The organism is Nonomuraea sp. N2-4H (assembly GCF_045291505.1).
In the GTDB taxonomy this organism is placed as follows: domain Bacteria; phylum Actinomycetota; class Actinomycetes; order Streptosporangiales; family Streptosporangiaceae; genus Nonomuraea; species Nonomuraea fastidiosa.
Genome location: NZ_CP147987.1, coordinates 5,620,278 through 5,645,710 on the forward strand (window position 1 = coordinate 5,620,278; position 25,433 = coordinate 5,645,710).

Below are 25,433 nucleotides of genomic sequence, written 5' to 3' on the forward strand. Positions count from 1 at the left end.
ATGATCGTCTTCCCCATCGGCGAGCGCTTCGCGGCCATCGCGATCACCGCCGCCCTCTTCGACGCCCGGATCACCTTCATCACGCTGGTGGTCTGGGGTTGCGTCGCCGCCGCCTACACCCTCACCGGACGCCTCATGAGGTCGCTCGTATGATCACCCACCCGCAGGCCATGGCCACCCCCACGCCGGATCCCGACGAGGAGCGCCGCCGCATCCAGACCGCCCGCCTCGTCGCCTACCGGGACGACGGCCCGCTCGCCTACGCCCTGTCCAGCAGGATCGGGCCGGCCTGCCTCCTGTGCCCGCCACGCTCGTAGCCCTGCTGGCCGTGGTCGCCGTCACGGTCGCGGGGCTGCTCGAGCCGGGTCCCATCCTGCTGCTGCCCGTGGCGATCGTGCTGGTGCTCGTGCTGCCCACGGCGTCGCGCGACCACCTGGGCCGCTTCGACTGGCTGACCCCGCCGCTGGTGCGCGGCGCGGAGTTCTTCACCATCATCGCCATCGGCCTGACCGCCGACGCGCCGAAGTGGCTGCTGTTCGTGCTGGTCTACGTCATCGGCTACCACACCTACGACACCGTCTACCGCACCCGCCAGAGCATCTGGCCGCCCGCCTGGGTCTTCCGGGCGGGGCTCGGCTGGGAGCTGCGGCTGGTGATCATCGGTCTCGGCGCCGCGTTCGGCGCGGTGACGCCGGTGCTCGCGGTGCTGACGGCGTACTTGTTCGTGCTGTTCGCGGTGGAGAGCGTGACGAGCTGGGTGCGCCTGGACAAGGCGTCCGCCCAGGCCAGTGCCGACGCAGAGCAGGACCTGGAGGCATCCCCTGAAGAAGCCCTTGAGCGGGCCACGGGAGAGGCGGAGCGGGGCTGACCCGTCGCCGCCCGCCGTCTCGCGCTCTTTCCTGGGCCGCGGCGCCGCACCCCCGGCGGGTGCGGCGCCGCGGTTTCTTCATTCTTGCTGAGCCAGAGAGCGCTCTCCAGCTTCGGCTTCACAGCGTTGTCAAGGGCTCGGTGCGGAATGTTGACAGCAGGTAAGTCCGGCGTCCACACTGCATGAGAGAGCGCTCTCTCACGTCCCTCCGCACCCCCCTGGAGCGATGATGACCCGTGTGAACAGGCACAGACGCCGCCTGGCCGCGGTGGCCGTGGCGCTCGCGGCGCTCGGCGGCCTGCTCGTCCAGACGGCCGGCAGCGCCTCGGCCTCCGTTCCCTCCACGCCGTCGGGCTGGACGCTGGTCTGGTCGGACGACTTCAACGGCCCCGCCGGCACCCTCCCCTCGTCGGACAACTGGATCATCGACACCGGCCACTCCTACCCCGGCGGCCCCGCCAACTGGGGCACCGGCGAGATCCAGCGCTACACCGACAGCACCGCCAACCTCAGTCTCGACGGCTCCGGCAACCTGCGCATCACGCCGCTGCGCAGCTCCTCAGGCGAGTGGACCTCGGCCCGCATCGAGACCAGGCGGGCCGACTTCAAGCCCGCCGACGGCCGCATCCTGCGCATCGAGAGCCGCCTGCAGATGCCGAACGTCACCGGCCAGGCCGCCCTCGGCTACTGGCCCGCGTTCTGGGCGCTCGGCTCGCCGTACCGGGGGAACTACTGGAACTGGCCGGCCATCGGCGAGTTCGACATCATGGAGAACGTCAACGGACTCAACACCGTCTGGGGCGTGCTCCACTGCGGCGTCAACCCCGGCGGTCCGTGCGACGAGACCAACGGCCTGAGCGCCAGCCGCGCCTGCCCCGGCTCGACCTGCCAGTCGGCCTTCCACACCTACCGCTTCGAGTGGGACCGCAGCGTCTCGCCCAACCAGCTCCGCTGGTACGTGGACGGCCAGCTCTTCCACAGCCTGAGCCAGTCCCGCTTCGACGCCACCACCTGGAACAACATGACCGGCCACGCCGGCGACTTCCTGCTGCTGAACGTGGCCATGGGCGGTGCCTTCCCGAACGCGCTCGGCGGCCAGACCCCGACCGCGGCCACCGAGCCCGGTCATCCGATGGTGGTCGACTACGTGGCGGTCTGGCAGAGCGGCGACGGCGGCGGCACTGACCCGACCGACCCGCCCGGCGATGTGGACGCCCGCTCGACCATCCAGGCCGAGCATTACACGGCCCAGTCGGGCACGATCGTGGAGACCACCACCGACACGGGCGGCGGCCAGAACGTCGGCGCCATCGCCAACGGCGACTGGCTGCGCTACGACGGCGTGAACTTCGGCTCGACGCCCGCCACCCAGTTCAAGGCCCGGGTGGCCTCGGGCGCGGCGGCCGGGGTGAGCGGGCTCGTGCAGGTCCGGCTGGACAGCCCGACGGCTCCGCCGATCGGCGACTTCGCGATCTCCAACACGGGCGGCTGGCAGAGCTGGCGTACGGTGCCCGCCAACATCTCGGGCGTGACCGGCACGCACACGGTGTACCTGACGTTCTCCTCCGGGCAGCCGGCGGACTTCGTCAACGTCAACTGGTTCACGTTCTCGACGTCCTGACCTGATCGGGAAGGGCCCGGCCGTACGCCTCCGGCCGGGCCCTGTGCCGCGCTCAGGAGGGCGCGACGCCAGGCGATGATCTTCTCCGCCCGGCCCGCCCTCTCGGAGCCCCACAGCCCCTCACAGCGCCGCCCAAGCCCGTCTGAAGGGGGCGACCCCGGCGGAATCGGGGAACAATGGCCCCCGTGAGCGAATTGCCGATCATCGATGTGTCGCCGCTCGTCACCGGCGGGCCGGGCAAGGAGGCCGTGGCCGAGGAGATCGGCGCGGCCTGCCGCGACAGCGGGTTCTTCTACATCCGCGGCCACGGCGTGCCCGCCGAGCTGATCGACCGCCTCGACGCCGCCGCCAGGCGCTTCTTCGAGCTCCCCGAGGACGTCAAGAACGAGATCGCGATGGAGCGCGGCGGCCGGGCCTGGCGCGGCTTCTTCCCGGTCGGCGGCGAGCTGACCTCGGGCCTGCCCGACCTGAAGGAGGGCATCTACTTCGGCGCGGAGGAGCCGCCGGGCCCGCTCCCGCTGCACGGACCCAACCTGTTCCCCGCTCAGGTGCCCGAACTGCGCGAGGCGGTGCTCGAATACCTGGACAGGATGACGCAGGTCGGGCAGTCGGTCATGGCGGGCATCGCGCTCAGCCTGGGGCTGGACGAGGACTACTTCCGTACGGGCTACACGGCCGACCCGACCATCCTGTTCCGGATCTTCCACTACCCGCCGGGTCCGCCGGACGACCCCGACACGTGGGGCGTCGGCGAGCACACCGACTACGGCCTGCTCACGCTCCTCCTCCAGGACGCCAACGGCGGCCTGCAGGTGCACACGCGAGGCGGCTGGGTGGAGGCGCCGCCGGTGGAGGGCACGTTCGTGTGCAACATCGGCGACATGCTCGACAAGCTCACCGGCGGCCGCTACCGCTCCACGCCGCACCGCGTGCGCAACCTCAGCGGCAACGAGCGGCTCAGCTTCCCGTTCTTCTTCGACCCCGGGTGGGACAGCGAGGTGCCGCCGCTGCCGTACGCGCCGGGCCGCCGCTGGGACGGGCAGGTGGACTTCACCGGCACGTACGGCGAGTACCTGCTGTCGAAGGTGTCGAAGGTCTTCCCCCGGCTGTTCGAGCAGCAGATCTAGGCCGACTCGCGCTCCACGAGCCGGGCGGGCAGCACGACCGAGGTGGTGTGGCGGCCCTCCAGCCGCGACAGCAGCAGCCGGGCCAGCGCCAGAGCCTGGTCGGCGACCGGCACCCGCACGGTGGTGAGCGCGGGCGTGGTGGCCGAGGCGGCGTCGATGTCGTCGAAGCCGACCACCGCCACGTCGTCGGGCACCCGCCGCCCGGCCTCGCGCAGCGCCCGCATGGCGCCGATGGCGAGCTGGTCGGTGGCGGCGAAGACGGCGTCGAGCGCGGGGTCGTCGGCGAGCAGCCGCCGCACGGCGTCGGCGCCCGCGGCCCTGGTGAGGTCTTCGGCGGGCGCCAGGTGCGGCTGCAGCCCGGCGCGCTGCAGCGCCGCCCGGTGCCCGGCCAGCCGGTCCTGTACGAACACCAGGTCCATCGGCCCGCACACCATGCCGATGCGCCGCCGGCCGCGCTCCAGCAGGTGCTCGGTCGCCGCCGCCGCGCCGCCCGCGTTGTCGGCGTCCACGTACGGCACCAGCGAGGCGATCTCCGGCTTGCCCAGCAGCACGACCGGCACCCCGGTCCGCGACAGCCGCTCGGCCAGCGTGTCGGCCCGGTCGGGCGGCAGCAGCACCACGCCGTCGGCCAGCCGCGCCTCCACGTGGGCGACGATGCGCCGGTGGCTCTCGGCGGTGTCGGCGAGCATGAGCGTGATCTGCTTGCCCGCGCCTTCGAGGAAGCTGGTGACGTACTGGACGACGGCGGCGGTCAGCGCGTCGCCGCCGCCCTGCCTGGGCACCGACAGCACGAGCGCGATCGCGTTGGTCCTGCGGGTGACGAGGCTGCGGGCGGCCAGGTTGGGCACGTAGCCGAGCTCGTTGACGGCCTGCATGACGGCGGCCCTGACCTCGGGGCTCACCGACGACTCGCCGTTGACGACGCGGGAGACGGTGGCGCGGGAGACGCCGGCGCGGGCGGCCACGGTCTCCAGCGTGGGCCGCTTGGGCCGGGTCTGCGCCAGGCCGTTGCGGCGTACGACGTCGCGGTACCACAGGGCGCTGTCCTTGAGCCGCCGCCGCTGGGTGGCGAAGTCGACGTGCACGAGGCCGAACTTGCGCTGGTAGCCGTCCACCCATTCGAGGTTGTCGAGCAGCGTCCACGCGAGGTAACCGCGCACGTTGGCGCCCTCGTCGATCGCGGCGCGCAGCGCGCGCAGGTGCTCCTCGATGAAGCTGATGCGATCGACGTCGTGGATGCCGTCGCCGGTGACCACGTCGACGAAGTCCGCGCCGTTCTCGGTGATCATCAGCTCTTGACCGGGGTACTCGCGGGTGAGGCGGCGCAGGAGCCGCGACAGGCAGCCGGGCACGATGGGCCAGCCCATGGCGGTGACGGCGGTGGGCACCGTGCAGAACAGCACGCCCTCGCTGCCCGGGTAGGCGGGGTCGGCGGGCTCGCTGGGCTGGGCCTGCACCACGAGCGGCGTGTAGTAGTTGACGCCGAGCAGGTCGATGGGCTGCCCGATCGTCTCCAGGTCGCCGTCCTCGATGTGGCCGAGGCCGCCGTGCCGCTCGATGACCGGCAGCAGCTCCTCCGGATACGCCCCGCGCAGGATCGGCTCGAGGAACTGCCGGTTGACCAGCGTGTCGATCCTGGCCACGGCCACCGCGTCCTCCTCCGAAGCCCGGCGGCCGGGGTCGCTCACCTGGGCGGGCGTCACGACGGGCGAGAGGTTGAGCACCACGCCCGTCTCGGCCGCGCCGGCCTCGCGCAGCGCCCGCACGGCCAGGCCGTGGCCGAGCAGCATGTGGTGGGCGCTCTTGAACGCCTCGGCCGCGGAGGTACGGCCGGGCGCGTGGATGCCCGCGCCGTAGCCGAGAAAGGCCGCCACCCACGGCTCGTTCAGCGTGAACCAGGTGCGCACCCGGTCGCCGAGCCGCGCGTGCACGGCGGCGGCGTAGTCGGCGAAGCGCAGCGCCGTGTCGCGCGACGGCCAGCCGCCCTGATCCTCGAGCGCCTGCGGCAGGTCCCAGTGGTAGAGGGTCGCGTACGGCCTGATGCCGGCGGCCACCAGCTCGTCCACCAGCCGGTCGTAGAAGTCGAGCCCCGCCGGGTTGGGCTTGCCACCGCCGCCGGGGAAGATGCGCGGCCAGCTGACCGAGAACCGGTAGGCGCGCAGCCCCAGGTCCCGCATCAACCGGACGTCCTCCTGGTAGCGGTGGTAGTGGTCGCACGTCTCCACGCGGTCGACGGAGAAGGTGTCCCATATGGACGGTCCGCGGCCGTCGATGTTCGTGGCCCCCTCGATCTGAAAGGCCGAAGTCGACACTCCCCACTCGAAGCCCTCGGGGAAGCTTGCGGTGCTCATGTGTACGGGTACCTTCCGGTCAACGATCAACCGGCCCAGTGTCCCGCGCGCCCCTCGTCGCGCGCCAGCCTGGCCAGGCGGTATACAGGGCGCGTGGAACTGGACCGGCTCGATCGTGACATCATCGCGGCGCTCGTGGACGACGCCCGCCAGACCTACGCCGAGATCGGCAACCGGGTCGGGCTGAGCGCCTCGGCGGTCAAGCGCCGGGTCGACCGGTTGCGGCAGGTCGGGGCGATCACCGGGTTCAGCGCGCGGGTGGCGCCGCAGGCGCTCGGCTGGACGACGGAGGCGTACGTCGAGCTGTTCTGCCAGGGCAAGACCAAGCCGTCGGACATCGCGCTCGCGGTGGCGAAGTTCCCCGAGGTGGTGGCGGCGGCCACGATCACCGGCGAGGCCGACGCGCTGCTGCACATCAGGGCGAGGGACGTGCGGCACGTGGAACGGGTGATCGAGCGCATCGCGGCGGAGTCGTTCGTGGTGCGGACCAAGAGCGTCATCGTGCTGTCGCGGCTGATCGACACACCGCCCGGCGCGCTGGTCCACGAGGCGCGCAACGAATCCCCCATCACCGGCTGAAACACGCAACAGGCTTGCGCAGATGCGCAATGTCAAGCCCTTGGCCTGCCCGAATACGCATTCCTAGGCTGTCCTCAGCTCCCGCTCGTGGAGTTTTCCCTGCTGAGAGTGCCGATGGAGTGCTGCATGCCCAAACACTTCCTCATGTGCCGTCCGGACTATTTCACGGTCGAGTACGCCATCAACCCGTGGATGCATCCCGAGGCGGGCGCGGACCGCGAGCGCGCGATCCGGCAGTGGGAGGGCCTGAAGTCGGCGTACGAGGAGCTCGGGCATCAGGTGAGCCTGATCGACCCGATCGAAGGCCTGCCCGACATGGTCTTCGCCGCGAACGGCGCGCTCGTCGTGGGCGGCCGCGTCTACGGCGCCCGTTTCGCCTACCCGCAGCGCGCCGCCGAGGGGCCCGCCTACCTGCGCTGGTTCGCCGAGCGCGGCTACCCGACGATGGAGCCGTCGCACGTCAACGAGGGCGAGGGCGACTTCCTCACCCTCGACGAGGTCATCCTGGCGGGCACCGGCTTCCGCACGGACGTGGTGGCCCACCAGGAGGCGCAGGAGTACCTGGGCCGCCCGGTCGTCTCGCTGACGCTGGTGGACCCGCGCTACTACCACCTCGACACGGCGCTGTTCCCGCTCGACGGCCACAACGTCGCGTACTACCCCGAGGCGTTCTCCCCCGGCAGCCTCGCGGTGCTGCGCCGCATGTTCCCCGACGCGGTGGTCGCGACCGCCGAGGACGCCGCGGTGCTCGGCCTGAACGCGGTGAGCGACGGCACGAACGTGGTCATCAACGCCGAGGCGACCAATCTCCAGCTTGAGCTCAAGCGGCGTGGGTACGAGGTGATCCCCGTCGACCTGTCGGAGCTGCGCAAGGCGGGTGGGGGTCCCAAGTGCTGCACACTGGAGATCAGGGGGAGAACTGACATGATCACCAGCGCCGAGCTCATCGAAGTGAGCGAGCGCCGCAGCGCGCATAACTACCATCCGCTGCCCGTCGTCATCCGCGAGGCCGAGGGCGCGTGGGTCACCGACGTCGAGGGCAAGCGCTATCTCGACTGCCTGTCCGGCTATTCCTCGCTGAACTTCGGCCACCGCCACCCGAAGATCATCGAGGCCGCGCGTGAGCAGCTCGACCGGCTCACGCTGACCAGCCGCGCCTTCTACCACGACCAGTTCGCGCAGTTCTGCGCCGGGCTCGGCGACCTCACGGGCAAGGACATGATCCTGCCCATGAACACCGGCGCCGAGGCCGTCGAGACGGCGATCAAGGTGGCCAGGAAGTGGGGCTACGACGTCAAGGGCGTCGAGCCCGGCAAGGCCAACATCATCGTGATGGAGAACAACTTCCACGGCCGCACCACCACGATCATCAGCTTCTCCACCGATCCGGAGGCGCACGACGGCTTCGGCCCGTACACGCCGGGCTTCAAGATCGTCCCGTACGGCTCCGCCGACGCCGTGCGGCAGGCCATCGACCCCGAGACGGTGGCCGTGCTGGTCGAGCCGATCCAGGGCGAGGCCGGGGTGCTGGTGCCGCCGGACGGCTACCTGACCGAGCTGCGCGAGATCTGCTCGGCCGAGGGCGTGCTGCTGATCGCCGACGAGATTCAGTCGGGTCTCGGGCGCACCGGCCACACGTTCGCCTGCGACCACGAGGGCGTCGTGCCCGACATCTACGTGCTGGGCAAGGCGCTCGGCGGCGGCGTGGTGCCGGTGTCGGCCATCGCCGCCGACCGCGACGTGCTCGGCGTCATCCACCCGGGCCAGCACGGCTCCACGTTCGGCGGCAACCCGCTGGCCTGCGCGGTCGCCAACGCCGTGATCGAGATCCTGAACACCGGCGAGTTCCAGGCCAGGGCCGCCAAGCTGGGCGAGGTGCTGCACGGCCGGCTGCGCGAGCTGGTGGGCCACGGCTCCATCGTCGAGGTGCGCGGGCGCGGCCTGTGGGCGGGCGTGGACATCCACCCCGACGTCGGCACCGGGCGCGAGGTGTCGAAGGCGCTGCTCAAGCGCGGCGTGCTGGCCAAGGACACCCACGGTTCCACGATCCGGCTCGCCCCGCCGATCGTGGTCACGGAGGACGACCTGCACTGGGCGGTCGACCAGCTCGTCGACGCGGTCTACGAGCTCCAGAGCAGATGAGTCAAGGGCCGGAGGTCACGCCTCCGGCCCTTTCGCCGTTTCCAGGCGGCGCGCCCCGCCGGCTTGCCGTCTCAGGCGGCGCGCCACACCTGCATGCCGTCGGGGGCGTCGTCCTGGACGAACCCGGCCTCCTTCAGCTCGGCCGCCACCGCCGTACTCGGCGGCCAGTGCGCGGTGCTCACCACCTCGTCCTCGCTGAGCAGCGTCTCGCCGTGCCTGACGCGGTAGAGGAAGCGCGAGGTGACGCTCTCGCCGGTCACGTCGAGCACCTGCCCGGCCACCTCGTACGTGTGCCGCCCCACCTGGTACGTGCCCATCACCCCTGGCTCGGTCTCCGGCGCCGGCGGCCGCCTGTCGCGCCAGTTGAAGAGCAGCCGCCCGTCGCCTTCGAGCTGCCCGGCCAGCACCCGCCACAGGCGCGGCCGCTCGTCGGCGGTGAAGCTCTGCAGCACCGAGATCATCACGACGGCGCCGGCGGGCTCGTCCACCTTCACGTCCAGCCCTCCGCACGGCAGCACGGTCACCCTGCGCTGCAGTTCGGGGTCGCGGGCCAGCCGGTTGACCAGCACCGAGCGCATGCCGGGCGACGGCTCGACGGCGTGGATCTCGGCGGGCGTGGCCCGGGCGATGACCTCGGTGATCAGGCCGGTGCCCGCACCGATCTCGATGACGCCGCGCCGCACTCCGGCGAGCAGCGGGGGCAGCAGCTCGCGGATCGCGGGCACGTGACCGTCCTCATGGAAAAGGTCGTAGAAGGGGACGGCAGCGGCACAAGGGTCGTCAAGCATGCCGGTCAGCGTAGTTCAGGGGCGCCTCGGGTCCCTCAGCGGAGCTCGACGGAGTCGATCGGCGCGACGACCTCGCCGGTCGAGCCGTACCAGGTGACCGTGCGCGGCAGCTCGAGGGTGGCCAGGGCGTTCTGGAACCAGGGGCCCTTGGTGATGCGCCAGCGGAACGGCGGGCGCGGCACGCCGGCCAGGCGCGCCATCAGGTTGCCGACCAGGGTCGCGATGGAGAACTGGGTGAAGACGTTGGCCCAGCGCAGCAGCCGGCTGAGCGGGTTGCGGATGGGCGAGCAGACGAGCTGGAAGATCTGCCCCTTGTCGGCCTGGGCGAGATAGGAGTAGTGGACGTCGCCCGACAGGATGTAGACCGGCTTGCCGATCTCCACGAGCAGCCTGGCCATGTCCTCGAACGAGCGCCGGAAGGCCGCCCAGTGCTCCAGGTCGACGGCCTGGCGGAACGCCTCGGACCAGCGGCGCACCAGCGGGCCCCACTTGCCGTCGCACAGCGCCTCGTTCCAGTTCTGCACGCCGTGGACGCCTTCGGGCAGCAGGAACGGGATCGACGAGCCGATGATGAGCCGCTCGGCGCCGGGCCTGCGTATCTGCTCCTCGACCCACTCCCACTCCGTCGGGTCGACCATGCGCCGGTCTCCGGGGGTGAGCTGCCTGGCGCACCGGGTGTCGACCATGACGAGCCGGGCGGTGCCGAGGTCGCGGGCGTAGCTCCAGCGGTTGCCGCTCGGCTCGGCGTCGGCCTTCTCGGCGAACGCGTCGAGCGCCGCGCCGCCGTCGCCGGCCATCAGCTTGGCCAGCACCGGGTCCTCGGCGCGCTCGGCCGGCGAGAGGTTGCCGAGGTGCTGGTAGATCCAGTAGGCGCTGAGGCCCGACACCACGCGGCGGTGCCACCAGGGTGTCTTGGCCATCTGCTCGCGCCAGGGCTGTGAGGTGTTCCAGTCGTCGCGCAGGTCGTGGTCGTCGAAGATCATCGCCGTCGGCACGGTGGACAGCAGCCAGCGGATCTCGGTCTCGGTCCACGCCTGGCGGTAGAGCTCGGCGTACTCCTCGAAGTCGGCGACCTCCCCCTGCGGCTCGGTGTCCCTGCGGGAGCGGATGAAGGCCAGCATGTCGGGCGAGGGGCTGTCGGCGTAGACCTGGTCGCCGAGGAGCAGCAGCAGGTCGGGCCATTCGTCGGGGTCGGTGCGGGCGAGGTGCTCGCCGTAGGCGCGCAGCACGTCGTCACCGTGGGTGCGCACGTGGAAGTCGTCGTGGGGGACGCTGGTGCGGCAGGATCCGAACGCCAGGCGCCGCACGCCGTCGCGGGGCAGCAGCCGGATGCGGCTGGGCGGGCGACCCGCCATCGGCCATACCTGCTCCCCGTCGCAGCTGACCGTGTACGACGCGATATCCTGGGACAACTCAACGAGATCCACGATCGCGTAGTGGTGACCGTGCACGGTGAAGGTAGGCGACCGGTAAGTCCTGCCGTCCGCTTCAACGGCGACCGTGCAGGGTTCGGCGGTCTCCACCCAGATCGAGGCGCTGTCGGAGTCGACATAACGCAGCATCGGCCCCACCACGAGTGCGGGCATGTGACCCCCCGATTCGACGTTTCGGCACACTCTCGCCTGTAAGCCTGCCAGAGTGGCACGACCCGCAGCACACGATCGCCGGCGAGAACTTCTACCAACAACTAGGCAAGGCTAAACCCCCCGCCCTAGGATGATCGTGACAACAACGCCCAAATGGGATTGGCAATGGCGCCTTTTCCGGAAAAAGGGCGTACATAACAGGAGGAATTTCTTCCATGAGCATCATGGTGCCGTCAACGACGCCGGCCCTGATCACCCCGGGCCGTCAAGCCCTTGACTCCGCCCTCCACCAGCTCGACCGGGCCGCCGCGCACCTCGGCCTGGACGACGGGCTCCGCACGATGCTGGCCACGCCCCGCCGCTCGCTGACCGTCTCGGTCCCCGTGCGGCGCGAGGACGGCAGCCTGGACGTCGTCCAGGGCTTCCGGGTCCAGCACAACATCTCGCGCGGGCCCGCCAAGGGGGGCATCCGTTTTCATCCCGCCACCGACATCCACGAGGTCACCGCGCTCGCCATGTGGATGACGTGGAAGTGCGCTCTGGTCGGCATCCCGTACGGCGGCGCCAAAGGCGGCGTGGCCGTGGACCCGAGCCAGTTCACCACCCGCGAGCTCGAACGCCTCACCCGCCGCTACGTCAACGAGATCCTGCCGCTGATCGGCCCGGAGAAGGACATCCCCGCGCCCGACGTCGGCACCGACGAGCAGACCATGGCCTGGATCATGGACACCTACAGCGTCAACGCCGGCTACTCGGTGCCAGGGGTGGTCACCGGCAAGCCGATGACGCTGGGCGGCTCGCTCGGCCGCGGCGGCGCGACCTCGCGCGGCGTGCAGATCGCGACACTGGCCGCGCTCGGCCGCTCGCCCGAAGGCGTGACGGTGGCCGTGCAGGGCTTCGGCAAGGTGGGCGCGCTCGCCGCGCAGTACCTGTCCGACGCGGGATGCAAGGTGGTGGCGGTCTCCGACATCACCGGCGCCGTGCACGACGCGCGCGGCCTCGACATCGCCGCGCTGCGCGCCCACGCCGCCGAGAGCGGCGGCGTGCACGGGTTCGCCCAGGCCGACGCGATGGCCCACGAGGACCTGTTCGAGCTGGACGTGGACGTGCTGGTCCCGGCCGCGCTCGAAGGCGTCATCACCGAGGCCAACGCGCCCAGGATCCGCGCCCGCCTCATCGTGGAGGGCGCCAACGGCCCGACCACGCCGGAGGCCGACGAGATCCTGGCCGCGAACGGCACCACGGTCGTCCCTGACATCCTGGCCAACGCGGGCGGGGTGATCGTCTCGTACCTGGAGTGGGTGCAGAACCTCCAGGCGTGCTCATGGAGCTCCGGAGACATCGAGCTCAAGCTGCGCGAGCTGATGTTGAGCGCCTTCGACGAGGTGAAGGCGCTGGCCGCCGCGCGCGACCTGACGCTCCGCCAGGCGGCGCACGTCATCGGCGTGGGCCGGGTCGCCGAGGCGCACCGGATGCGCGGGCTCTACCCGTGACCCGGCGGCCTCTCATGAGGCCGCGACCATCCGCGAGCCCGCGGCTTCCCGCGAGCCCGCGACCACCAGCGAGGCCGCGACCGTCCGTGAGGCCGCGACCACCAGCGAGCCCGCGCCCATCCGCGCGGCCGCGACTTTAGTAGCAGCAGGCCCGCCCAAGGTTCGATGCCGGGGCGGGCCTGCTGTTGCGAACCTTCGATGCATGAGAGAACTCGTCAACATCGTCGGTGTGATCGCCATCATCCAGGGGCTCGGCGGCTTCGCCGGGCGGATGTGGTTCGACAGCGACTGGGGTTTCCTGCACCACCTGATCGACCTGCCGCTGCCCGGCTACCTGGGCGTCGCGGCGGCCGGACTGATCGCGATCGTGGTGACCGCCGCCACCAAGGAGCGCGACCGGGGCTAGCGCTGGAGCGTTCTCAAGCGCTCAGCTCGGCGTGGCCGAGCGTGTCGGCCAGGCTCTCCAGGTCGCGCATGAGCCGCGCGGTGCGCTCCGCACCGAACGCCGCCGCGACCAGTGCCTGCTGCTCGGCCACCGCGCCGTCGATACGGGCCAGCAGCTCGGCCCCGCGCCCCGAGACGAAGACCGCCACCCGCCGCCGGTCGCCCTTGGCCGGCCCGCGATAGACGAGCGCGCGGTCGATGAGCCTGTCGACCGCCTTGGTGAGCGTGGGATGCGGCATCAGCACCGCCTCGGCCAGCTCGCCCATCGACTCGCCCCGCCCGTCGGCCAGCGCCCGCATGATGCGCCACTGCTCGACGGTGACGCCCTCGACGGCCAGCGCCGCGGCCAGCCCACGATTGACGACGCGCTCCGCACGGCTCAGCAAGTAGGCGAGTGAGGACCCGAGCCCGTGGGTGGTCATCGAACTGGTCCTTTCATCGTGCGGTTTGAAGGGAGGATACTCGTCGGCGTGGCGGCGACGGTCGATCCTCTCGAAGCGCGGCTCCTCCCCTCCGACGCGATCAGGATCGCGTTGGTCGTACCGGTCTCCGGAGTGCTCGGCCTGATGGGGCCCTGCGCGATCAACTGCGCGGTGCTGGCCGCCGAGGAGATCAACGACCGCGGCGGCATGCTCGGACGGCCGGTCGAGCTGGTGCTCATCGACGGCGGGCGGCCCGCGCCACAGGTGGCCGGCGAGGTGGCCGGGCTGGTGCGATCGGGCACGGTGGCGGCGGTGGCCGGGGCGCACGCCAGCGACGTGCGGGTGGCGGTGGTGGCGGCCATCGCGGGGCGGGTGCCGTTCGTGTACGCGCCTCCGTACGAGGGCGGCGGCCGCGCCCCCGGCGTCTACTTCCTGGGCGAGACCCCCGACAGGCAGCTCGCGCCCGGCATCGAGCGGCTGACCGCCGATCGGGCGCGCCGCTGGTACCTGCTGGGCAACGACTACATCTGGCCGCGCCTGGTGCACGCCGCCGCGCGCGAGCGGCTGCACGCGGCGGGCGCCACGGTGGTGGGCGAGAGCCTGGTCCCGTACGGCCAGGCGGTGGACCGGCTCGAACGGGTGGCCGACGCCAGGCCGGACGCGATCCTGCTGACGCTGATCGGCAGCGACCTGGTGGCGTTCAACCGGGCGTACGCGACGGCGGGGCTGAGCGCGGTGCGGCTGTGCGGGGCACTGGAGGAGCACGGCCTGCTGGGCATCGGCGGCGACGTCACCGGCGGCCTGTACTCGTCGATGGGCTACTTCCGCAGCCTGCCGACCGAGGCGGGGCAGGGCTTCGCCGAGCGCTACACCGCCCGGTTCGGCCCGGACGCGCCGCTGCTCAACGCGCACGGCCACGGCTGCTACGAGGCGGTGGCGATGCTGGCGGCGCTGTGCGCGCGGGCGGGCTCGCTCGCGGTGCCCGCGCTGGACGCGGTGGCCGACGGCACCACCATCACCAGTGCGCGCGGCACGCTGACACTCCTCGACGGCCAGGTACGTCACCCCGTTCACCTGGGCAGAGCCGACGGCCTTGATTTTTTTCTAGAGAAATCTTTTCACTAGAAAGCTTTGGCTCTAAGGTGGCCGATCGCCCCCTACAGCAGTCAGGAGCCGTCCATGAGCACAATCGAGCAGTTCGGCTACCGCCAGGAACTCCAGCGGTCCCTGAGCTTCGCCGATCTGATGATCTACGGCCTGATCTTCATGGTGCCGATCGCCCCCTTCGGCATCTTCGGCGAGGTCTTCTCCATCTCGCACGGCATGGTGGCGCTCGCGTACATCATCGGCGTCGTGGCCATGGCGTTCACCGCGCTGTCGTACGCGCAGATGGCCAGGGCCTTTCCGATGGCCGGCTCGGTCTACACCTACGCGGGACGCGGCATCGCGGCCCCCGTGGGCTTCTTCGCCGGCTGGGCGATCCTGCTGGACTACGTGCTGGTGCCCTCGCTGCTCTACCTGGTGGCCGGCACGGCGATGAACTCGTTCGTCCCGGCCGTGCCCGTCTGGGTGTGGATCGTGGCGTTCGTGGCGTTCAACACCGTCGTCAACTACCTGGGCATCCAGATGACGGCCAGGATCACCCGGATCATGCTGATCGGCGAGCTGGCCGTGCTGGCGATCTTCCTGGTGGTCGGCGGCGTCGCGCTGGCCCAGGGCAAGGGCCAGGCGGGCGCGCTCACCCCGCTCTTCGACCCCTCGTCCTTCACGTGGAGCGTGGTGTTCGCGGCGGCGTCGGTGGCGGTGCTGTCGTTCCTCGGCTTCGACGCCATCTCGACGCTGGCCGAGGAGAACCGCGAGGACGCCCGCAGGCTCGGCCGCTCCATGGTGGCCGCGCTCGCGGTGGCGGCGGTGCTGTTCGTGGTGCAGACGTGGGTCGCCGCGCTGCTCACCCCGAACCGGGCCCAGCTCATCGCCGAAGGCGACCTCACCGGCAACGCCTTCTACGACACGGCCGCCTTCGCCGGCGGGCAGTGGCTGGGCGTGCTCACCGCCGTCGCCACCGCCATCGCCTGGGGCTTCGCCGACTCGCTGGTCGCGCAGACCGCCACCTCACGGCTGCTGTTCGCGATGGCCCGCGACCGGCAGCTCCCGTCGTTCCTCGCGAAGGTGCATCCCAAGCACAAGGTGCCGGTCAACGCGACGTTCGCGGTGGCCGCCGTGTCGATCACGCTCGGCGTCTTCATGAGCACGCGCGACAATGGCATCGGGGAGCTCGCCTCCCTGGTCAACTTCGGTGCGATGAGCGCGTTCCTGCTGCTCCACGTCGCCGTGGTCGTCCACTACATGATCAAACAGCGCAGCCGGAACATCTGGGCGCACCTCGTCGCGCCCGCGATCGGCTTCACGGTCCTGGTGGCCGTCGTCATCAACCAGAACGTCGCGGCGCAGTGGGTCGGCGGCGTCTGGCTCGCGATCGGCCTGCTCGTCATCGGCGTCTCCTACGCGATGGGGCGCCGGCCCGAACTTCCCACGGAGGTCAAGTGAACGTCGTCTCCTTCCGTCCCAAGCCCGAGGAGCTGAGCTACACCTTCGGCGGACGGCCGCCCGTCGCCAAGGTACGGCCGGGCACGATCCTGGAGCTCTACACCGAGGACTGCTTCGGCGGCCGGGTGCAGACCGTGGACGACCTGCCGTCCCAGGTGTGCGAGTTCCCCTACCTCAACCCGGTGACCGGCCCCTTCCACGTCGAGGGCGCCGAGCCGGGCGACACCCTGGCGCTGCACTTCATCTCCATCACCCCGGCCAGGGACTGGGCGGTCTCCACCACGTTCCCGCACTTCGGCGCGCTGACCGCCACCCACACCACGGCCATGCTGCATCCGCCGCTGGAGGAGCGGGTCTGGCGCTACGACATCGACCTGGAGCGGAACGTGGCCGTCTACCACGCCCGCAACAGCGACTTCACCGTGGACCTGCCGCTCGACCCCATGCACGGCACGGTCGGCGTCGCCCCGGCCGCGAACGAGACCCGCATGTCGATCACCCCCGACGCGCACGGCGGCAACATGGACACCCCCGAGCTGCGCGCGGGCGTCACCGTCTACCTCGGCGTCAACGTCGAGGGCGGGCTGTTCGCCATCGGCGACGGCCACGGCCTGCAGGGGCACGGCGAGGTGTGCGGGACCGCCATCGAGTCGGCCATGAACACCGTGGTCGCGGTCGAGCTGATCAAGGGCGTCGCCACGCCGTGGCCCCGCCTGGAGGACGACGGGCACCTGATGTCCACCGGCTCGGCCCGGCCGCTGGAGGACGCCTACCGCATCAGCCAGCACGACCTCGTCACCTGGACCTCCGAGCTGACCGGGCTCGACACGCTGGATGCGTACCAGCTCGTCAGCCAGGCCGGGCAGGCGCCGGTCGGCAACGTGTGCGACACCAACTACACGATGGTCGCCAAGCTGCCCAAGGCGCATCTCGGCAAGATCGCCGTCTACGAGGACGCGCACGCCCGGCTGCGCGCGCTCGCCTCCGCGTACACAAGTTAGGGTAAACATTGATGTCGCAGGTCAGGGCACTGATCATCTTCCCCATAAGGTGTGAGGGTGCTCAGGTTGGTGCTGTCCCTGGTCCTGCTCGATCCAGCCGCCGTCACCGAGGTGTTCCTACGCGACGTTCCCGCTTCCCGCATCCTCACCCCCGACGGCGACCGCCTGGGCTACGCGCCGGTCCCGCGCCCCTACACGGGGGCGCGGCGGCTGACGGGAGTGCTGCTCGGCCGCGACCCCGTCGCCAAGACCGACGTCCTGTGCGGAGGCACGGTGATCGGCTCGCGCAGCCGCAGCCTCGTGCTGACGGCGGCGCACTGCATCTACCGCAACGGGCGGCCGCTTGAGCACCTCGCGTTCCTGCCGGGCTTCGACCGGGGGCGGCCGAAGCTGGGCGTGTGGCCGGTCGTGCGCGCGTGGGTGCCGGCCCGGTGGCGCGACCGGCCGTACTCGCCGGATCTGCTGCCGTACGACGTGGGGCTGGTGGGCGTCGCGCACGGCAAGCACCCGCTCGAGTCGGTCACCGGGCGCGGGCTGAAGACGATGCCCACCGCGCGCGGCACCGAGCTGCGCGGGCTCGAACTCCTCGGCTACCCGGCGGGCAAGGGCTATCCGGGCACGACGCTGTACCGGTGCGTAGGCGACACCGTCGAGGCCGTCAGCAAGGGCCCCGGGCTGATGGTGACGCACAACTGCCACGCCAGCGCGGGCGGCAGCGGCGGCCCCGCCCTGTACGGCGGCGCGGTCGCGGGCGTGGTGTCCTCGTCGAGCCCGCTGCGCGACGCCGAGGGCTACACGGTGCTGACCCGGCTGAGCGAGAAGGTGTTCGGGCGCATGTACGCCAAGGCCGACCGGGTGATGCGCCGCCGGGCGGCGACCCGACGCCCGATGGCCTGACCCCCGATGGCCTGACCCCGCAGCCTGATGTGGCGGCCCGTCTTCGCGGGCCGATCGCGCCGCCCGGTCAGCCGGCCTGGAGCACGATCTCCTCGCAGAGCGCGTGGGTGGCCAGCGCGTCGCCCGCGTCGATGCGCCGCCCCTCGCGCACGGCGTCCAGGAACTCCAGGCAGATCTGCTCGATCCCGCGCTGCCTGGCCACCGGCACCCAGTCGGGCCGCCGCACGAGCCGCTCGCCGCCCTCGTAGTCGATGACGTCGCCGAGATTGACCACCCGCCGCTTGGTGCCGTCGCCCATGACCTCGCAGCTCTCCTCACCGGCGCCGCTCATCCTGTTCATGATGCCGATGGCGGTGAAGCCGTCGCCCGACAGCTCGAGGACGATGTGCTCGATGAGCCCGCCGTGGACGCGGGTCCTGATCGTGGTGTCGGTGACCGGGCCGGGCACCAGGAACCTCAGCGTGTCGGCCACGTGGATGAAGTCGTCGAAGACCGCCCTGCGCGGCGTGTCGGGCAGGTTGCGCCGGTTCTTCTCCATGAGGATCAGCCGGCGGGGGTGCGCGATCAGCTCGGCGTAGCCGGGGGCGTAGCGGCGGTTGAAGCCCACCATCAGCGACCTGCCGGTGTCCCTGGCCAGCTCGACGAGGCGCTCCGAGTCGGCCAGAGTGTAGGCGATGGGCTTGTCCACGTAGACGTGGATCCCGGCGGCGAGCAGCGGCTCCACGATCTCCGGATGCGCCTCGGTGGCCGCGTGCACGAACGCCGCCTCCACCCCCGCTTTGATCACCTCGTCCACGCTGGTGAAGCGGGCGCCGATGCGGTAGGCGTCGCCGAGCCGGTCGAGCCGGGCCTGGTTGCGGGTGCACAGGTGCAGGTCGAGGGCTGGCTGAGCGGCGAGCACGGGAAGATAGGCCTTCTCCGCGATGTCGCCCAGGCCGATCATCGCAATCTTCACGCCTCGAGCGTAGCCTTGAGCGCCTGGTCGACCGGGGTAGGCGCGACGCCGAACGTCCGCTGGAAGGCCGAGGAGTCCATGACGAACGGCTCGGTGAACTGGTAGCGGACGTGCCGCAGCTCGCCCAGCATGTACGAGAACGCCCCGAGAGCCCTGGTCACCGGCCACGGGATCTGCCGCATGCGCGGCGCCGGGCGGCCCAGCAGCGCGGCCATGCGCTCGCCGATCTCCCTGAAGGTCATCGGCTCGGGGCTCGGCACGTGCCAGGGGCGGCCCCAGGCGCGCTCGTCGCCGCCGGCGATGATCAGCGCCTCGGCGACGTCCGGCAGGTAGCTCCAGGTGTGCGGCACGTCGGCCGGCCACAGCAGCGGGATCGTCCTGCCCGCCCGCAGCGGGCCGAGGAACCGGTCGCCCAGGTAGGACTGGTCGGTGGCGCCGGGGCCGAAGTAGTCGGACGCGCGGACCTCGGTGGCCCTGATGCGGCCGGCCTCGTGCGCGGCCAGCGCGTCCTGCCACATCGTGGTCCGCACCCGGAACTTCTCGTTGGCAGAGGCGAGCGGCAGGTCCTCGGTCATCGGTCCGGTGACCGGGCCGTACGGGTAGAGGTTGCCGAGCATCACGTACACCGCTCCGGTGGCCTCGGCGGCGGCCAGGAACGCGGCGGCCATCGGCGGCCAGTCGATCAGCCAGCGGTCGTAGCGCGGGTTGACGCAGTTGTAGAGGACGTCGGCCCCCTTGGTGATCTCGGTCAGCCGGGACGCGTCGCTCACGTCGGCGGCCACCTTGACCGCCCCTTCGGGGCCGCGCCCCGAGCGCGACACCACGACGACCTCGTGGCCGCGTGCCAGCAGCTTGGCGGCCAGGTGGCCGCCGACCTGGCCGGAGCCCACGACGACATGCTTGCCCATGATCAGACCTCGTTCCACAGCAGGCGGAGAACCGCGTTGACGATGAAAAGCGCGAGGAACACGAACGCCTGGGTGCGCAGCCCCGCGGCGTAGAGCGCCAGGGCACCGCCGCCGAACCAGATGATCTCCAGCGCGGCACGGGCCAGGCCGGTCAGCGGGAACGCGGCGTTCGCGCCGCCGCCCGCGCCGAACAGCGCCCACGCGGCGATGAACAGCGCCGGGCCGGCGATCCCGGCCAGCAGCTTGACGCCCCAGTTCGAGCCGAGGGTGAAGCCCCAGTAGGCGACGGAGGCCAGGACGCCGAGCTCCAGCAGGAACATCAGGAGCGCGTTGGCGTTCTTGGCGAGGACGTGCATCGGGGTCACCTTCCGGAGCGGCGTTCGCTAGCGAGAGCAATGCTCTCTCATGAGAGCGCCGTTCGTCAAGAGCAGTGCTCTCGTTTCGAGATCACTGCTCTGGTAGCCTGCTCGCATGACAGCCAGCCGCACCGCAAGAGAACGCGTCAGGGCCGAGCTCATCAGGGAGATCACCGACATCGCGCGGCGCCAGCTCGCCACCGAGGGCGCCGGAGGCCTGTCACTGCGGGCCGTCGCGCGCGAGATGGGCATGGTCTCATCGGCCATCTACCGCTACTTCCCGAGCCGTGACGACCTGCTGACCGCGCTGATCATCGACGGCTACAACGCGCTCGGCGAGGCCGTCGAGCAGGGCGAGGCGGCCGTCGCCCGCGACGACCACCTCGGCCGCTGGCTGGCCGCCTGCCACGCCGTACGCGGCTGGGCCCTGGCCCATCCGCACGAGTACGCGCTCATCTACGGCTCCCCCGTACCCGGTTACCAGGCACCGCGCGCCACGGTCGAGGCCCGCGTGCGCGACGTCACCGTGCTGGGGCGCATCGTCTCCGACGCCTGGCGGGACGGCGCGCTGCGGCCGCCCTCCTCCGAGCCGCCGCCGGAGCTGTCCGCGGACGCCGCCGCAGTCCGCGAGGTGATGCCCGAGGTGCCCGACGAGATGGTCTGGCGCTCGGTCACGTCGTGGAGCACGTTGTACGGCTGGGTCAGCTTCGAGGTGTTCGGCCAGTTCAACAACACCATCGACAACCGCGAGGCGGCCTTCGACCACGCGATGCGCCTGGCGGCGAGCACCCTGGGGCTCGCCGCGGTCAGCTCCGCTTCGACGGCTTGAGCAGCGGGACGAGCACCTCGTCCACGATCTGCACCACCAGGTCGTCGGGGAACGGCAGGCCATCGAAGAGGAAGTGGTGGCGCAGCAGGGCCTGGCCCGCGTCCAGGCGGCGCGGGGTGACGTCGGCCGGGTCCACCTCGCCGCGCTCGACGGCCCGCTGCACGACCTCCTCCATCAGCCGCCTGGCCCGCCCCTGCGTGTTGCGCCGCATCGCGCCCAGCGGCGACTCGCCGCGCAGCGCCTCGCCGAGCAGCCCGCGCATCGCCTCGCCCGCCGGGCCGTGCAGGGCCTCGGCGGTGATGCTGAGCAGGGCCACCAGGTCGTCGCGCAGGTTGCCGGTGTCGGGCACGGAGCCCGGCGCGGGCAGCGAACGGTAGACCGCCTCCATCACCAGCTCGATGCGGCTGGGCCAGCGCCGGTAGAGCGAGGCCTTGCTGGCCCGCGCCCGCTCGGCGACGCCCTCCATGGTCAGCCCCGCGTAACCGACCTCGGCCAGCTCGTCGAGCGTGGCCTGCAAGATCGCGGCGCACAGCGCCTCGCCCCGGCGTCTCGGCTGCTTGCGGTGGTCGGTCACCATGGCAGGCATTCTAGGGAGCCGCCGTGATGGCGCCGGTGTCGCCGTTGACGGTGACGATCTTGCCGTCTTCGAGCACCGACGTGCCGTTTCCCGTGCCCATGACGGCCGGGATGCCGTACTCCCTGGCGACGATGGCGGCGTGCGAGGCCGCGCCGCCGGTGTCCACGACGACCGCCGCGGCACGCTGGAACAGCGGGGTCCACGACGGGTTCGTGTACGGGCAGACCAGCACGTCGCCAGGCTCCAGCCGGCCGAACTCGGCGGGGTTCGCGATCACCTTGACCGGTCCCGTGGCGGTGCCGCCTCCGGCCGGGACACCGGTCAGCAACGCCGTGCCGGCGTCGGCGACGGGGTGCACGGCGGCCGGGTCGATGAGCCGCACGCCGGACAGCTCCTCCCGCTTGGCCGCCCGCTTCCTGACCACCTCGCGCAGCCGGGCGGCGGCCGGGTCGTCGGTGCCCCGCAACCGCTCCAGCTCCTCAAGGCGCAGGTGGAAGACGTCCTCGGGCGCGTCGAGCAGGCGCGCGGCGGCCAGCCTGCGGCCCATCTCCAGCAGCGACCTGCGCAGGATCGGCGCGGGCAGCATGAAGGAGAAGTGGCTGTCCTCGCGGAAGGTGATGCCCGCCTGGGCCGCCGCCACCCTGCGGGCGAGCCCGGGCGACCGCAGCGGCGGCCGTTCCTGCTCCTTGCGCTCCGGTGGCGCCGCCGCCAGCACCCTGACCAGATCGAGCACCACCTCGGGGGCGTCGGCCCAGGTGGGCGCGGTGATGAGGAGGGGGCTCGCGGTCTCGCGGTGCCCGTACTCGGCGAGGAACGCCTCCAGCTCTTCTGCGAACTCCTTCGGCGGCTCATCCGCCTCCAGCGCGCCCGTCCTGCGCGCCGTCTCGGCCAGGCGCTCCAGCGCCCGGTTGGCGTCGGATGTGCGGGTACGCGCCCCCAGCAGCAGCTCGCCCATCATGCCCCTGCGACCGCGCAGCGCGAGCGCCACCATCAGCCGCAGCAGCGCCAGCCCGACGCCCGGAAGGTAGGCGGCGCGCAGGTCGGCGACCGGCCGCGCCACGGCCAGCGCCTGCCTGGGCACCCGACGCAGCTCCTCCCACGGCATCGCCGCGAGGTCGCGGGAGCGCAGCTCCTCGACGTCCTTCAGGTACGCCTGGAAGCGGGGGTCCTCGGTCCAGCGGGCGGGGTCGTACCGCAGGGCCCTGGCCAGCAGCTTGAACGGCGTCGCCAGCGCCCTCACGGTCAGGCGCGGCTTGGCGGGCGCGAGGCGGTAGACGACGCCGTCCTCCTCGTGCAGGGCGCCGTCGATCATGTTCTCCACGCCGTACTCGGAGAACACCTTCGCCATCAGTCCCGCCGGGCCGTCGGATACCCAGGTGGACATGTCGATCGGGTACGGCCGCTCCGGCAGGTACTCCGTGAGGATCATGGCCACGCGGCGCTGGAACGTGTTGAGCGGGCCCACCGGGGGCGGCGGGAGCGCGGTCATGGGGCGGGCCTGCAGCAGGTGGAGGCGGCCCGCCGCGTACGCCCACTCGATGTCCTGCGGACGCCCGAAGGCCCCGGCCACCCGCCGCCCGAGCCCGGCCAGCTCGCGCAGCGTCTCACCGGACAGCAGCCCGCCCGAGGACTGCGAGTCGGGGTGCTCGCGCCCGACGCCTCCCCCGGCGGCGCCGCCCACGGACTCGTGGTGCTCGTGCACCACACCTCCACCGGCGGCACTGCGGACGACCACCTCACCCCGGCCCGGCGTGAACTCCACCACCTCCCCCGACGGCCGCAGCACGTAGTGGTCGGGGGTGACCAGCCCGGACACCACCGCCTCGCCCAGCCCGCTGCCCGCGTCGACGACGAGCTGTCCGCGGTCGCCGTTGACCGGGTTCGCGGTGAACATCACCCCCGCCACGTCGGGCTCCACCATGCGCTGCACGACCACCGCGATCCGCACCTCGGAGTCGTCCAGGCGCAGCCGGGCCCGGTAAGAGACGGCGCGGTCGGTCCAGAGCGAGCCCCAGCAGCGGCGTACCGCGTCGAACAGGGCCTCCTCGCCGACCACGTTGAGGTAGGTGTCCTGCTGACCGGCGAACGCCGCGCCCGGCAGGTCCTCGGCGGTCGCGCTCGACCGCACGGCCACCGGGCCGCCGCCGAGCTCCGCGTACGCGCCGGTGATCGCCTCGCGCAGCTCCTCAGGCAGCTCGACGCGCTCGAAGTGCTCGCGGGTGTCGCTTCCTTGGGCGACCAGCTCGTACGCGTGCGTGGTGATCACGAACCCGTCCGGCACCGGGAAGCCGTTCTTGACGAGCTCGCCCAGGTTTGCGCCCTTGCCCCCGGCCATCGCCAGGTCGGCGCGCCCGAAGGCGTTCAGTGGTGCGACCAGTTTCACTGTCTCTCCTCGACGTAGGCGGTGGTGCGGAGCGGGCGGGCCGGCATGATCAGGGCAAGGACGAACGCGACGACGAGCAGCGGCGCCATCGCGGCGAACACGGGCGGCACGGCCTGCGCGAACGCCTCGCGCACCCCTGGGGGCAGGGCTGCGGGAGTGCTTCCCGAGATGCCCGAGCGCATCGTGATCAGCGCGCCGACCAGCGCGACCCCGGCGGAGGCGCCGATCTGGCGCAGGAACGTCACCGACGCCGTGGCGGCGCCCAGGTCGGCGTAGCGCACGGCGTTCTGGGCGGCCAGCACCATCACCTGCATGACCAGCCCCACGCCCATCCCGGTCAGCACCATCGCCACGACCAGCCCGGCCGGCGAGGCGCCGGCCAGCCCGATGAGCCCCATCCCTGCCGCCGCGACGATCGTGCCCGCGATCGGGTACGGCTTGTAGACGCCGGTCTTGGAGATGAGCCTGCCGGAGACGATGGTGGTGAGCAGCACGCCGCCCATGAGCGCGGTCACCATCAGCCCGGCGCGCGTGGCGCTCGTGTGCAGCGCGATCTGCGCGTACGCGGGCAGGTAAGAAACCGCGCCGAACAGCGCGAACCCGATGATGAAGCTGATCGCCACCGGCACCGCGAACGCCCGGTCTCTGAACAGCCGCAGCGGCAGGATCGGGTCGTCGGTGTACCGGGTGCTGATCACCCACCCGACCGCCCCCGCCGCCGCCAGCCCGACGTAGGCGAGGTTGCCGCTCTCCCCCAGCAGCACGACGCCCAGGACGGCCACGCCCAGCGTGATGGCCCCCGCCACGTCCAGCGGCGCCCGATCGGCGGGCTTCGGCAGCTTCAGCGTGGCGGTCAGCACGATCAGCGCCAGCAGCCCCAGGGGCGGGTAGATCGCGAAGATCCACCGCCAGCTCATCCTGTCGATCACGAGCCCGCCGATCAGCGGCCCGCCCACGGCCGCCACGACGTACGCGGCCCCGATCAACCCCAGGTAGCGGCCCCGCTCGCGCGGGCTCACCACCTCTCCGATGATCGCCTGCGCGCCGATCATCAGCCCGCCCCCGCCGATCCCCTGGACGGCTCGGGCGGCGATGAACAGCGGCATCGACGTGGCGAACGCGCAGAGCACGGCGCCGGTGACGAAAATGACGATGGCGGCCTGCATGGTGGGCTTGCGGCCGTAGCGGTCGCCGAGCTTGCCGTACACCGGCATGACCACGGTGGCGGCGACCAGGTAGGCGCTGATGACCGCCGACATCTGATCGAGCCCGCCCAGCCCCGCCGCCACGGCGGGCAGGGCCGGAGCCATGATCGTCTGATCGAGCGCGCCGAGCAGCATGCACAGCATCAGCCCCGGCAGCACAAGCCCCATGGCCGCTCCTTAGAGAACGTATCGTTCTCTAAGGAGCATAGGTGTCATTCTTAGGAAACGCAACGTTCACTAACTATCCACGCGAGATTACGAAAGAGCGGACACCCGGGCGACCAGCCGGCCCGGGACACGAACGAGGAGTGGGTGCGGAGGCGACCGCCACTCGACGCACCAGCGCAGGCGACG

The 25,433-nt window shown here is 71.5% G+C and carries 24 protein-coding genes; 14 read left to right on the plus strand and 10 right to left on the minus strand.

The features are described from left to right. From WBK31_RS25690 to WBK31_RS25710, 5 genes are all read left to right on the plus strand, one after another. A complete protein-coding gene (locus tag WBK31_RS25690) occupies positions 1-153 on the plus strand; it encodes a hypothetical protein (protein ID WP_406673304.1) in 153 nt (50 codons plus the stop codon). After that, positions 150-317, plus strand: coding sequence for a hypothetical protein (locus tag WBK31_RS25695; RefSeq protein ID WP_378787142.1), 168 nt, complete (start codon positions 150-152; stop codon positions 315-317). The genes WBK31_RS25690 and WBK31_RS25695 overlap by 4 nt, the downstream gene beginning before the upstream one ends. Beyond that, complete coding sequence (locus WBK31_RS25700; protein ID WP_378787141.1) at positions 299-868, plus strand: DUF5941 domain-containing protein; 570 nt, start codon at positions 299-301, stop codon at positions 866-868. The genes WBK31_RS25695 and WBK31_RS25700 overlap by 19 nt, the downstream gene beginning before the upstream one ends. A gap of 238 nt (positions 869-1,106) precedes the next feature. After that, entirely contained in the window at positions 1,107-2,489 is a 1,383-nt protein-coding gene (locus WBK31_RS25705; RefSeq protein ID WP_406673305.1) for a glycoside hydrolase family 16 protein, read from the plus strand. A gap of 185 nt (positions 2,490-2,674) precedes the next feature. Continuing rightward, on the plus strand, positions 2,675-3,616 hold the full coding sequence (locus tag WBK31_RS25710; RefSeq protein WP_406673306.1) for an isopenicillin N synthase family dioxygenase: 942 nt from the start codon (positions 2,675-2,677) through the stop codon (positions 3,614-3,616). On the opposite strand, the gene WBK31_RS25715 is transcribed toward WBK31_RS25710, so the two are convergent. Continuing rightward, the gene (locus tag WBK31_RS25715) at positions 3,613-5,967 is read right to left on the minus strand and encodes a GH1 family beta-glucosidase (RefSeq protein WP_364056882.1); all 2,355 of its coding nucleotides are present in this window, start codon (positions 5,965-5,967) and stop codon (positions 3,613-3,615) included. The two genes, WBK31_RS25710 and WBK31_RS25715, sit on opposite strands and share 4 nt — an antisense overlap. A 93-nt stretch (positions 5,968-6,060) precedes the next feature. Between WBK31_RS25715 and WBK31_RS25720 the strand changes: the two genes are divergently transcribed. Together WBK31_RS25720 and rocD are read left to right on the plus strand one after the other, a co-directional pair. Then, on the plus strand, positions 6,061-6,546 hold the full coding sequence (locus tag WBK31_RS25720) for an Lrp/AsnC family transcriptional regulator (protein WP_364056885.1): 486 nt from the start codon (positions 6,061-6,063) through the stop codon (positions 6,544-6,546). A 126-nt stretch (positions 6,547-6,672) separates the two neighbouring features. Further along, positions 6,673-8,688 carry an ornithine--oxo-acid transaminase gene (rocD, locus tag WBK31_RS25725; protein ID WP_406673307.1) on the plus strand — a complete coding sequence of 672 codons (2,016 nt, stop codon included), beginning with the start codon at positions 6,673-6,675 and terminating at the stop codon, positions 8,686-8,688. A gap of 71 nt (positions 8,689-8,759) precedes the next feature. On the opposite strand, the gene WBK31_RS25730 is transcribed toward rocD, so the two are convergent. Then, entirely contained in the window at positions 8,760-9,476 is a 717-nt protein-coding gene (locus WBK31_RS25730; RefSeq protein ID WP_406673308.1) for a class I SAM-dependent methyltransferase, read from the minus strand. Positions 9,477-9,511: 35 nt separating this feature from the next. After that, a complete protein-coding gene (locus WBK31_RS25735) occupies positions 9,512-11,038 on the minus strand; it encodes an alkaline phosphatase D family protein (RefSeq protein ID WP_378787136.1) in 1,527 nt (508 codons plus the stop codon). A 239-nt stretch (positions 11,039-11,277) separates the two neighbouring features. Here WBK31_RS25735 and WBK31_RS25740 point away from each other — a divergent pair, with 239 nt between their 5' ends. Both WBK31_RS25740 and WBK31_RS25745 read left to right on the plus strand, forming a co-directional pair. After that, a complete protein-coding gene (locus tag WBK31_RS25740) occupies positions 11,278-12,555 on the plus strand; it encodes a Glu/Leu/Phe/Val family dehydrogenase (RefSeq protein ID WP_406673309.1) in 1,278 nt (425 codons plus the stop codon). 202 nt (positions 12,556-12,757) lie between these two features. Further along, a complete protein-coding gene (locus WBK31_RS25745) occupies positions 12,758-12,961 on the plus strand; it encodes a hypothetical protein (protein ID WP_364056903.1) in 204 nt (67 codons plus the stop codon). 13 nt (positions 12,962-12,974) lie between these two features. On the opposite strand, the gene WBK31_RS25750 is transcribed toward WBK31_RS25745, so the two are convergent. After that, entirely contained in the window at positions 12,975-13,421 is a 447-nt protein-coding gene (locus tag WBK31_RS25750; protein ID WP_364056906.1) for a MarR family transcriptional regulator, read from the minus strand. Between the two features lie 48 nt (positions 13,422-13,469). Here WBK31_RS25750 and WBK31_RS25755 point away from each other — a divergent pair, with 48 nt between their 5' ends. Genes WBK31_RS25755 through WBK31_RS25770 form a run of 4 tightly spaced genes read left to right on the plus strand, consistent with a single transcriptional unit; the run spans position 13,470 to position 17,866 of the window. Next, the gene (locus WBK31_RS25755) at positions 13,470-14,546 is read left to right on the plus strand and encodes a substrate-binding domain-containing protein (RefSeq protein WP_364056909.1); all 1,077 of its coding nucleotides are present in this window, start codon (positions 13,470-13,472) and stop codon (positions 14,544-14,546) included. 54 nt (positions 14,547-14,600) lie between these two features. Next, entirely contained in the window at positions 14,601-15,968 is a 1,368-nt protein-coding gene (locus WBK31_RS25760) for an APC family permease (protein ID WP_364056912.1), read from the plus strand. Further along, a complete protein-coding gene (locus WBK31_RS25765) occupies positions 15,965-16,969 on the plus strand; it encodes an acetamidase/formamidase family protein (RefSeq protein WP_406673310.1) in 1,005 nt (334 codons plus the stop codon). Before WBK31_RS25760 ends, WBK31_RS25765 begins: the two co-directional genes overlap by 4 nt. 57 nt (positions 16,970-17,026) lie before the next feature. Further along, entirely contained in the window at positions 17,027-17,866 is an 840-nt protein-coding gene (locus WBK31_RS25770; protein WP_364056918.1) for a trypsin-like peptidase domain-containing protein, read from the plus strand. A 67-nt stretch (positions 17,867-17,933) separates the two neighbouring features. Here the strand turns inward: WBK31_RS25770 and WBK31_RS25775 are convergent, their stop codons facing one another. The 3 genes from WBK31_RS25775 to WBK31_RS25785 are packed head-to-tail and all read right to left on the minus strand — an operon-like array spanning position 17,934 to position 20,085. Further along, a complete protein-coding gene (locus WBK31_RS25775; protein WP_364056921.1) occupies positions 17,934-18,821 on the minus strand; it encodes a Gfo/Idh/MocA family oxidoreductase in 888 nt (295 codons plus the stop codon). After that, a complete protein-coding gene (locus WBK31_RS25780) occupies positions 18,818-19,729 on the minus strand; it encodes an NAD-dependent epimerase/dehydratase family protein (protein WP_364056924.1) in 912 nt (303 codons plus the stop codon). Before WBK31_RS25780 ends, WBK31_RS25775 begins: the two co-directional genes overlap by 4 nt. A gap of 2 nt (positions 19,730-19,731) precedes the next feature. Beyond that, the gene (locus WBK31_RS25785; protein ID WP_364056927.1) at positions 19,732-20,085 is read right to left on the minus strand and encodes a YrdB family protein; all 354 of its coding nucleotides are present in this window, start codon (positions 20,083-20,085) and stop codon (positions 19,732-19,734) included. 115 nt (positions 20,086-20,200) lie between these two features. Here WBK31_RS25785 and WBK31_RS25790 point away from each other — a divergent pair, with 115 nt between their 5' ends. Further along, positions 20,201-20,914 carry a TetR/AcrR family transcriptional regulator gene (locus tag WBK31_RS25790; RefSeq protein WP_364056930.1) on the plus strand — a complete coding sequence of 238 codons (714 nt, stop codon included), beginning with the start codon at positions 20,201-20,203 and terminating at the stop codon, positions 20,912-20,914. Here WBK31_RS25790 and WBK31_RS25795 read toward each other — a convergent pair. Genes WBK31_RS25795 through WBK31_RS25805 form a run of 3 tightly spaced genes read right to left on the minus strand, consistent with a single transcriptional unit; the run spans position 20,892 to position 25,247 of the window. Beyond that, entirely contained in the window at positions 20,892-21,491 is a 600-nt protein-coding gene (locus WBK31_RS25795) for a TetR/AcrR family transcriptional regulator (RefSeq protein WP_378787132.1), read from the minus strand. The two genes, WBK31_RS25790 and WBK31_RS25795, sit on opposite strands and share 23 nt — an antisense overlap. 10 nt (positions 21,492-21,501) lie before the next feature. After that, on the minus strand, positions 21,502-23,874 hold the full coding sequence (locus tag WBK31_RS25800) for a PEP/pyruvate-binding domain-containing protein (protein WP_364056936.1): 2,373 nt from the start codon (positions 23,872-23,874) through the stop codon (positions 21,502-21,504). After that, a complete protein-coding gene (locus tag WBK31_RS25805; protein WP_406673311.1) occupies positions 23,871-25,247 on the minus strand; it encodes an MDR family MFS transporter in 1,377 nt (458 codons plus the stop codon). Before WBK31_RS25805 ends, WBK31_RS25800 begins: the two co-directional genes overlap by 4 nt. Positions 25,248-25,433 lie beyond the last annotated feature (186 nt).

Coding starts and splice junctions, on each gene's coding strand:
- rocD (WP_406673307.1), top strand. CDS start 6,673: ATGCCCAAACACTTCCTCATGTGCCGTCCGGACTATTTCACGGTCGAG.
- WBK31_RS25790 (WP_364056930.1), top strand. CDS start 20,201: ATGACAGCCAGCCGCACCGCAAGAGAACGCGTCAGGGCCGAGCTCATC.
- WBK31_RS25780 (WP_364056924.1), bottom strand. CDS start 19,729: ATGGGCAAGCATGTCGTCGTGGGCTCCGGCCAGGTCGGCGGCCACCTG.
- WBK31_RS25740 (WP_406673309.1), top strand. CDS start 11,278: ATGAGCATCATGGTGCCGTCAACGACGCCGGCCCTGATCACCCCGGGC.
- WBK31_RS25735 (WP_378787136.1), bottom strand. CDS start 11,038: ATGCTGCGTTATGTCGACTCCGACAGCGCCTCGATCTGGGTGGAGACC.
- WBK31_RS25690 (WP_406673304.1), top strand. CDS start 1: ATGATCGTCTTCCCCATCGGCGAGCGCTTCGCGGCCATCGCGATCACC.
- WBK31_RS25750 (WP_364056906.1), bottom strand. CDS start 13,421: ATGACCACCCACGGGCTCGGGTCCTCACTCGCCTACTTGCTGAGCCGT.
- WBK31_RS25760 (WP_364056912.1), top strand. CDS start 14,601: ATGAGCACAATCGAGCAGTTCGGCTACCGCCAGGAACTCCAGCGGTCC.
- WBK31_RS25730 (WP_406673308.1), bottom strand. CDS start 9,476: ATGCTTGACGACCCTTGTGCCGCTGCCGTCCCCTTCTACGACCTTTTC.
- WBK31_RS25795 (WP_378787132.1), bottom strand. CDS start 21,491: ATGGTGACCGACCACCGCAAGCAGCCGAGACGCCGGGGCGAGGCGCTG.
- WBK31_RS25785 (WP_364056927.1), bottom strand. CDS start 20,085: ATGCACGTCCTCGCCAAGAACGCCAACGCGCTCCTGATGTTCCTGCTG.
- WBK31_RS25715 (WP_364056882.1), bottom strand. CDS start 5,967: ATGAGCACCGCAAGCTTCCCCGAGGGCTTCGAGTGGGGAGTGTCGACT.
- WBK31_RS25745 (WP_364056903.1), top strand. CDS start 12,758: ATGAGAGAACTCGTCAACATCGTCGGTGTGATCGCCATCATCCAGGGG.
- WBK31_RS25695 (WP_378787142.1), top strand. CDS start 150: ATGATCACCCACCCGCAGGCCATGGCCACCCCCACGCCGGATCCCGAC.
- WBK31_RS25805 (WP_406673311.1), bottom strand. CDS start 25,247: ATGGGGCTTGTGCTGCCGGGGCTGATGCTGTGCATGCTGCTCGGCGCG.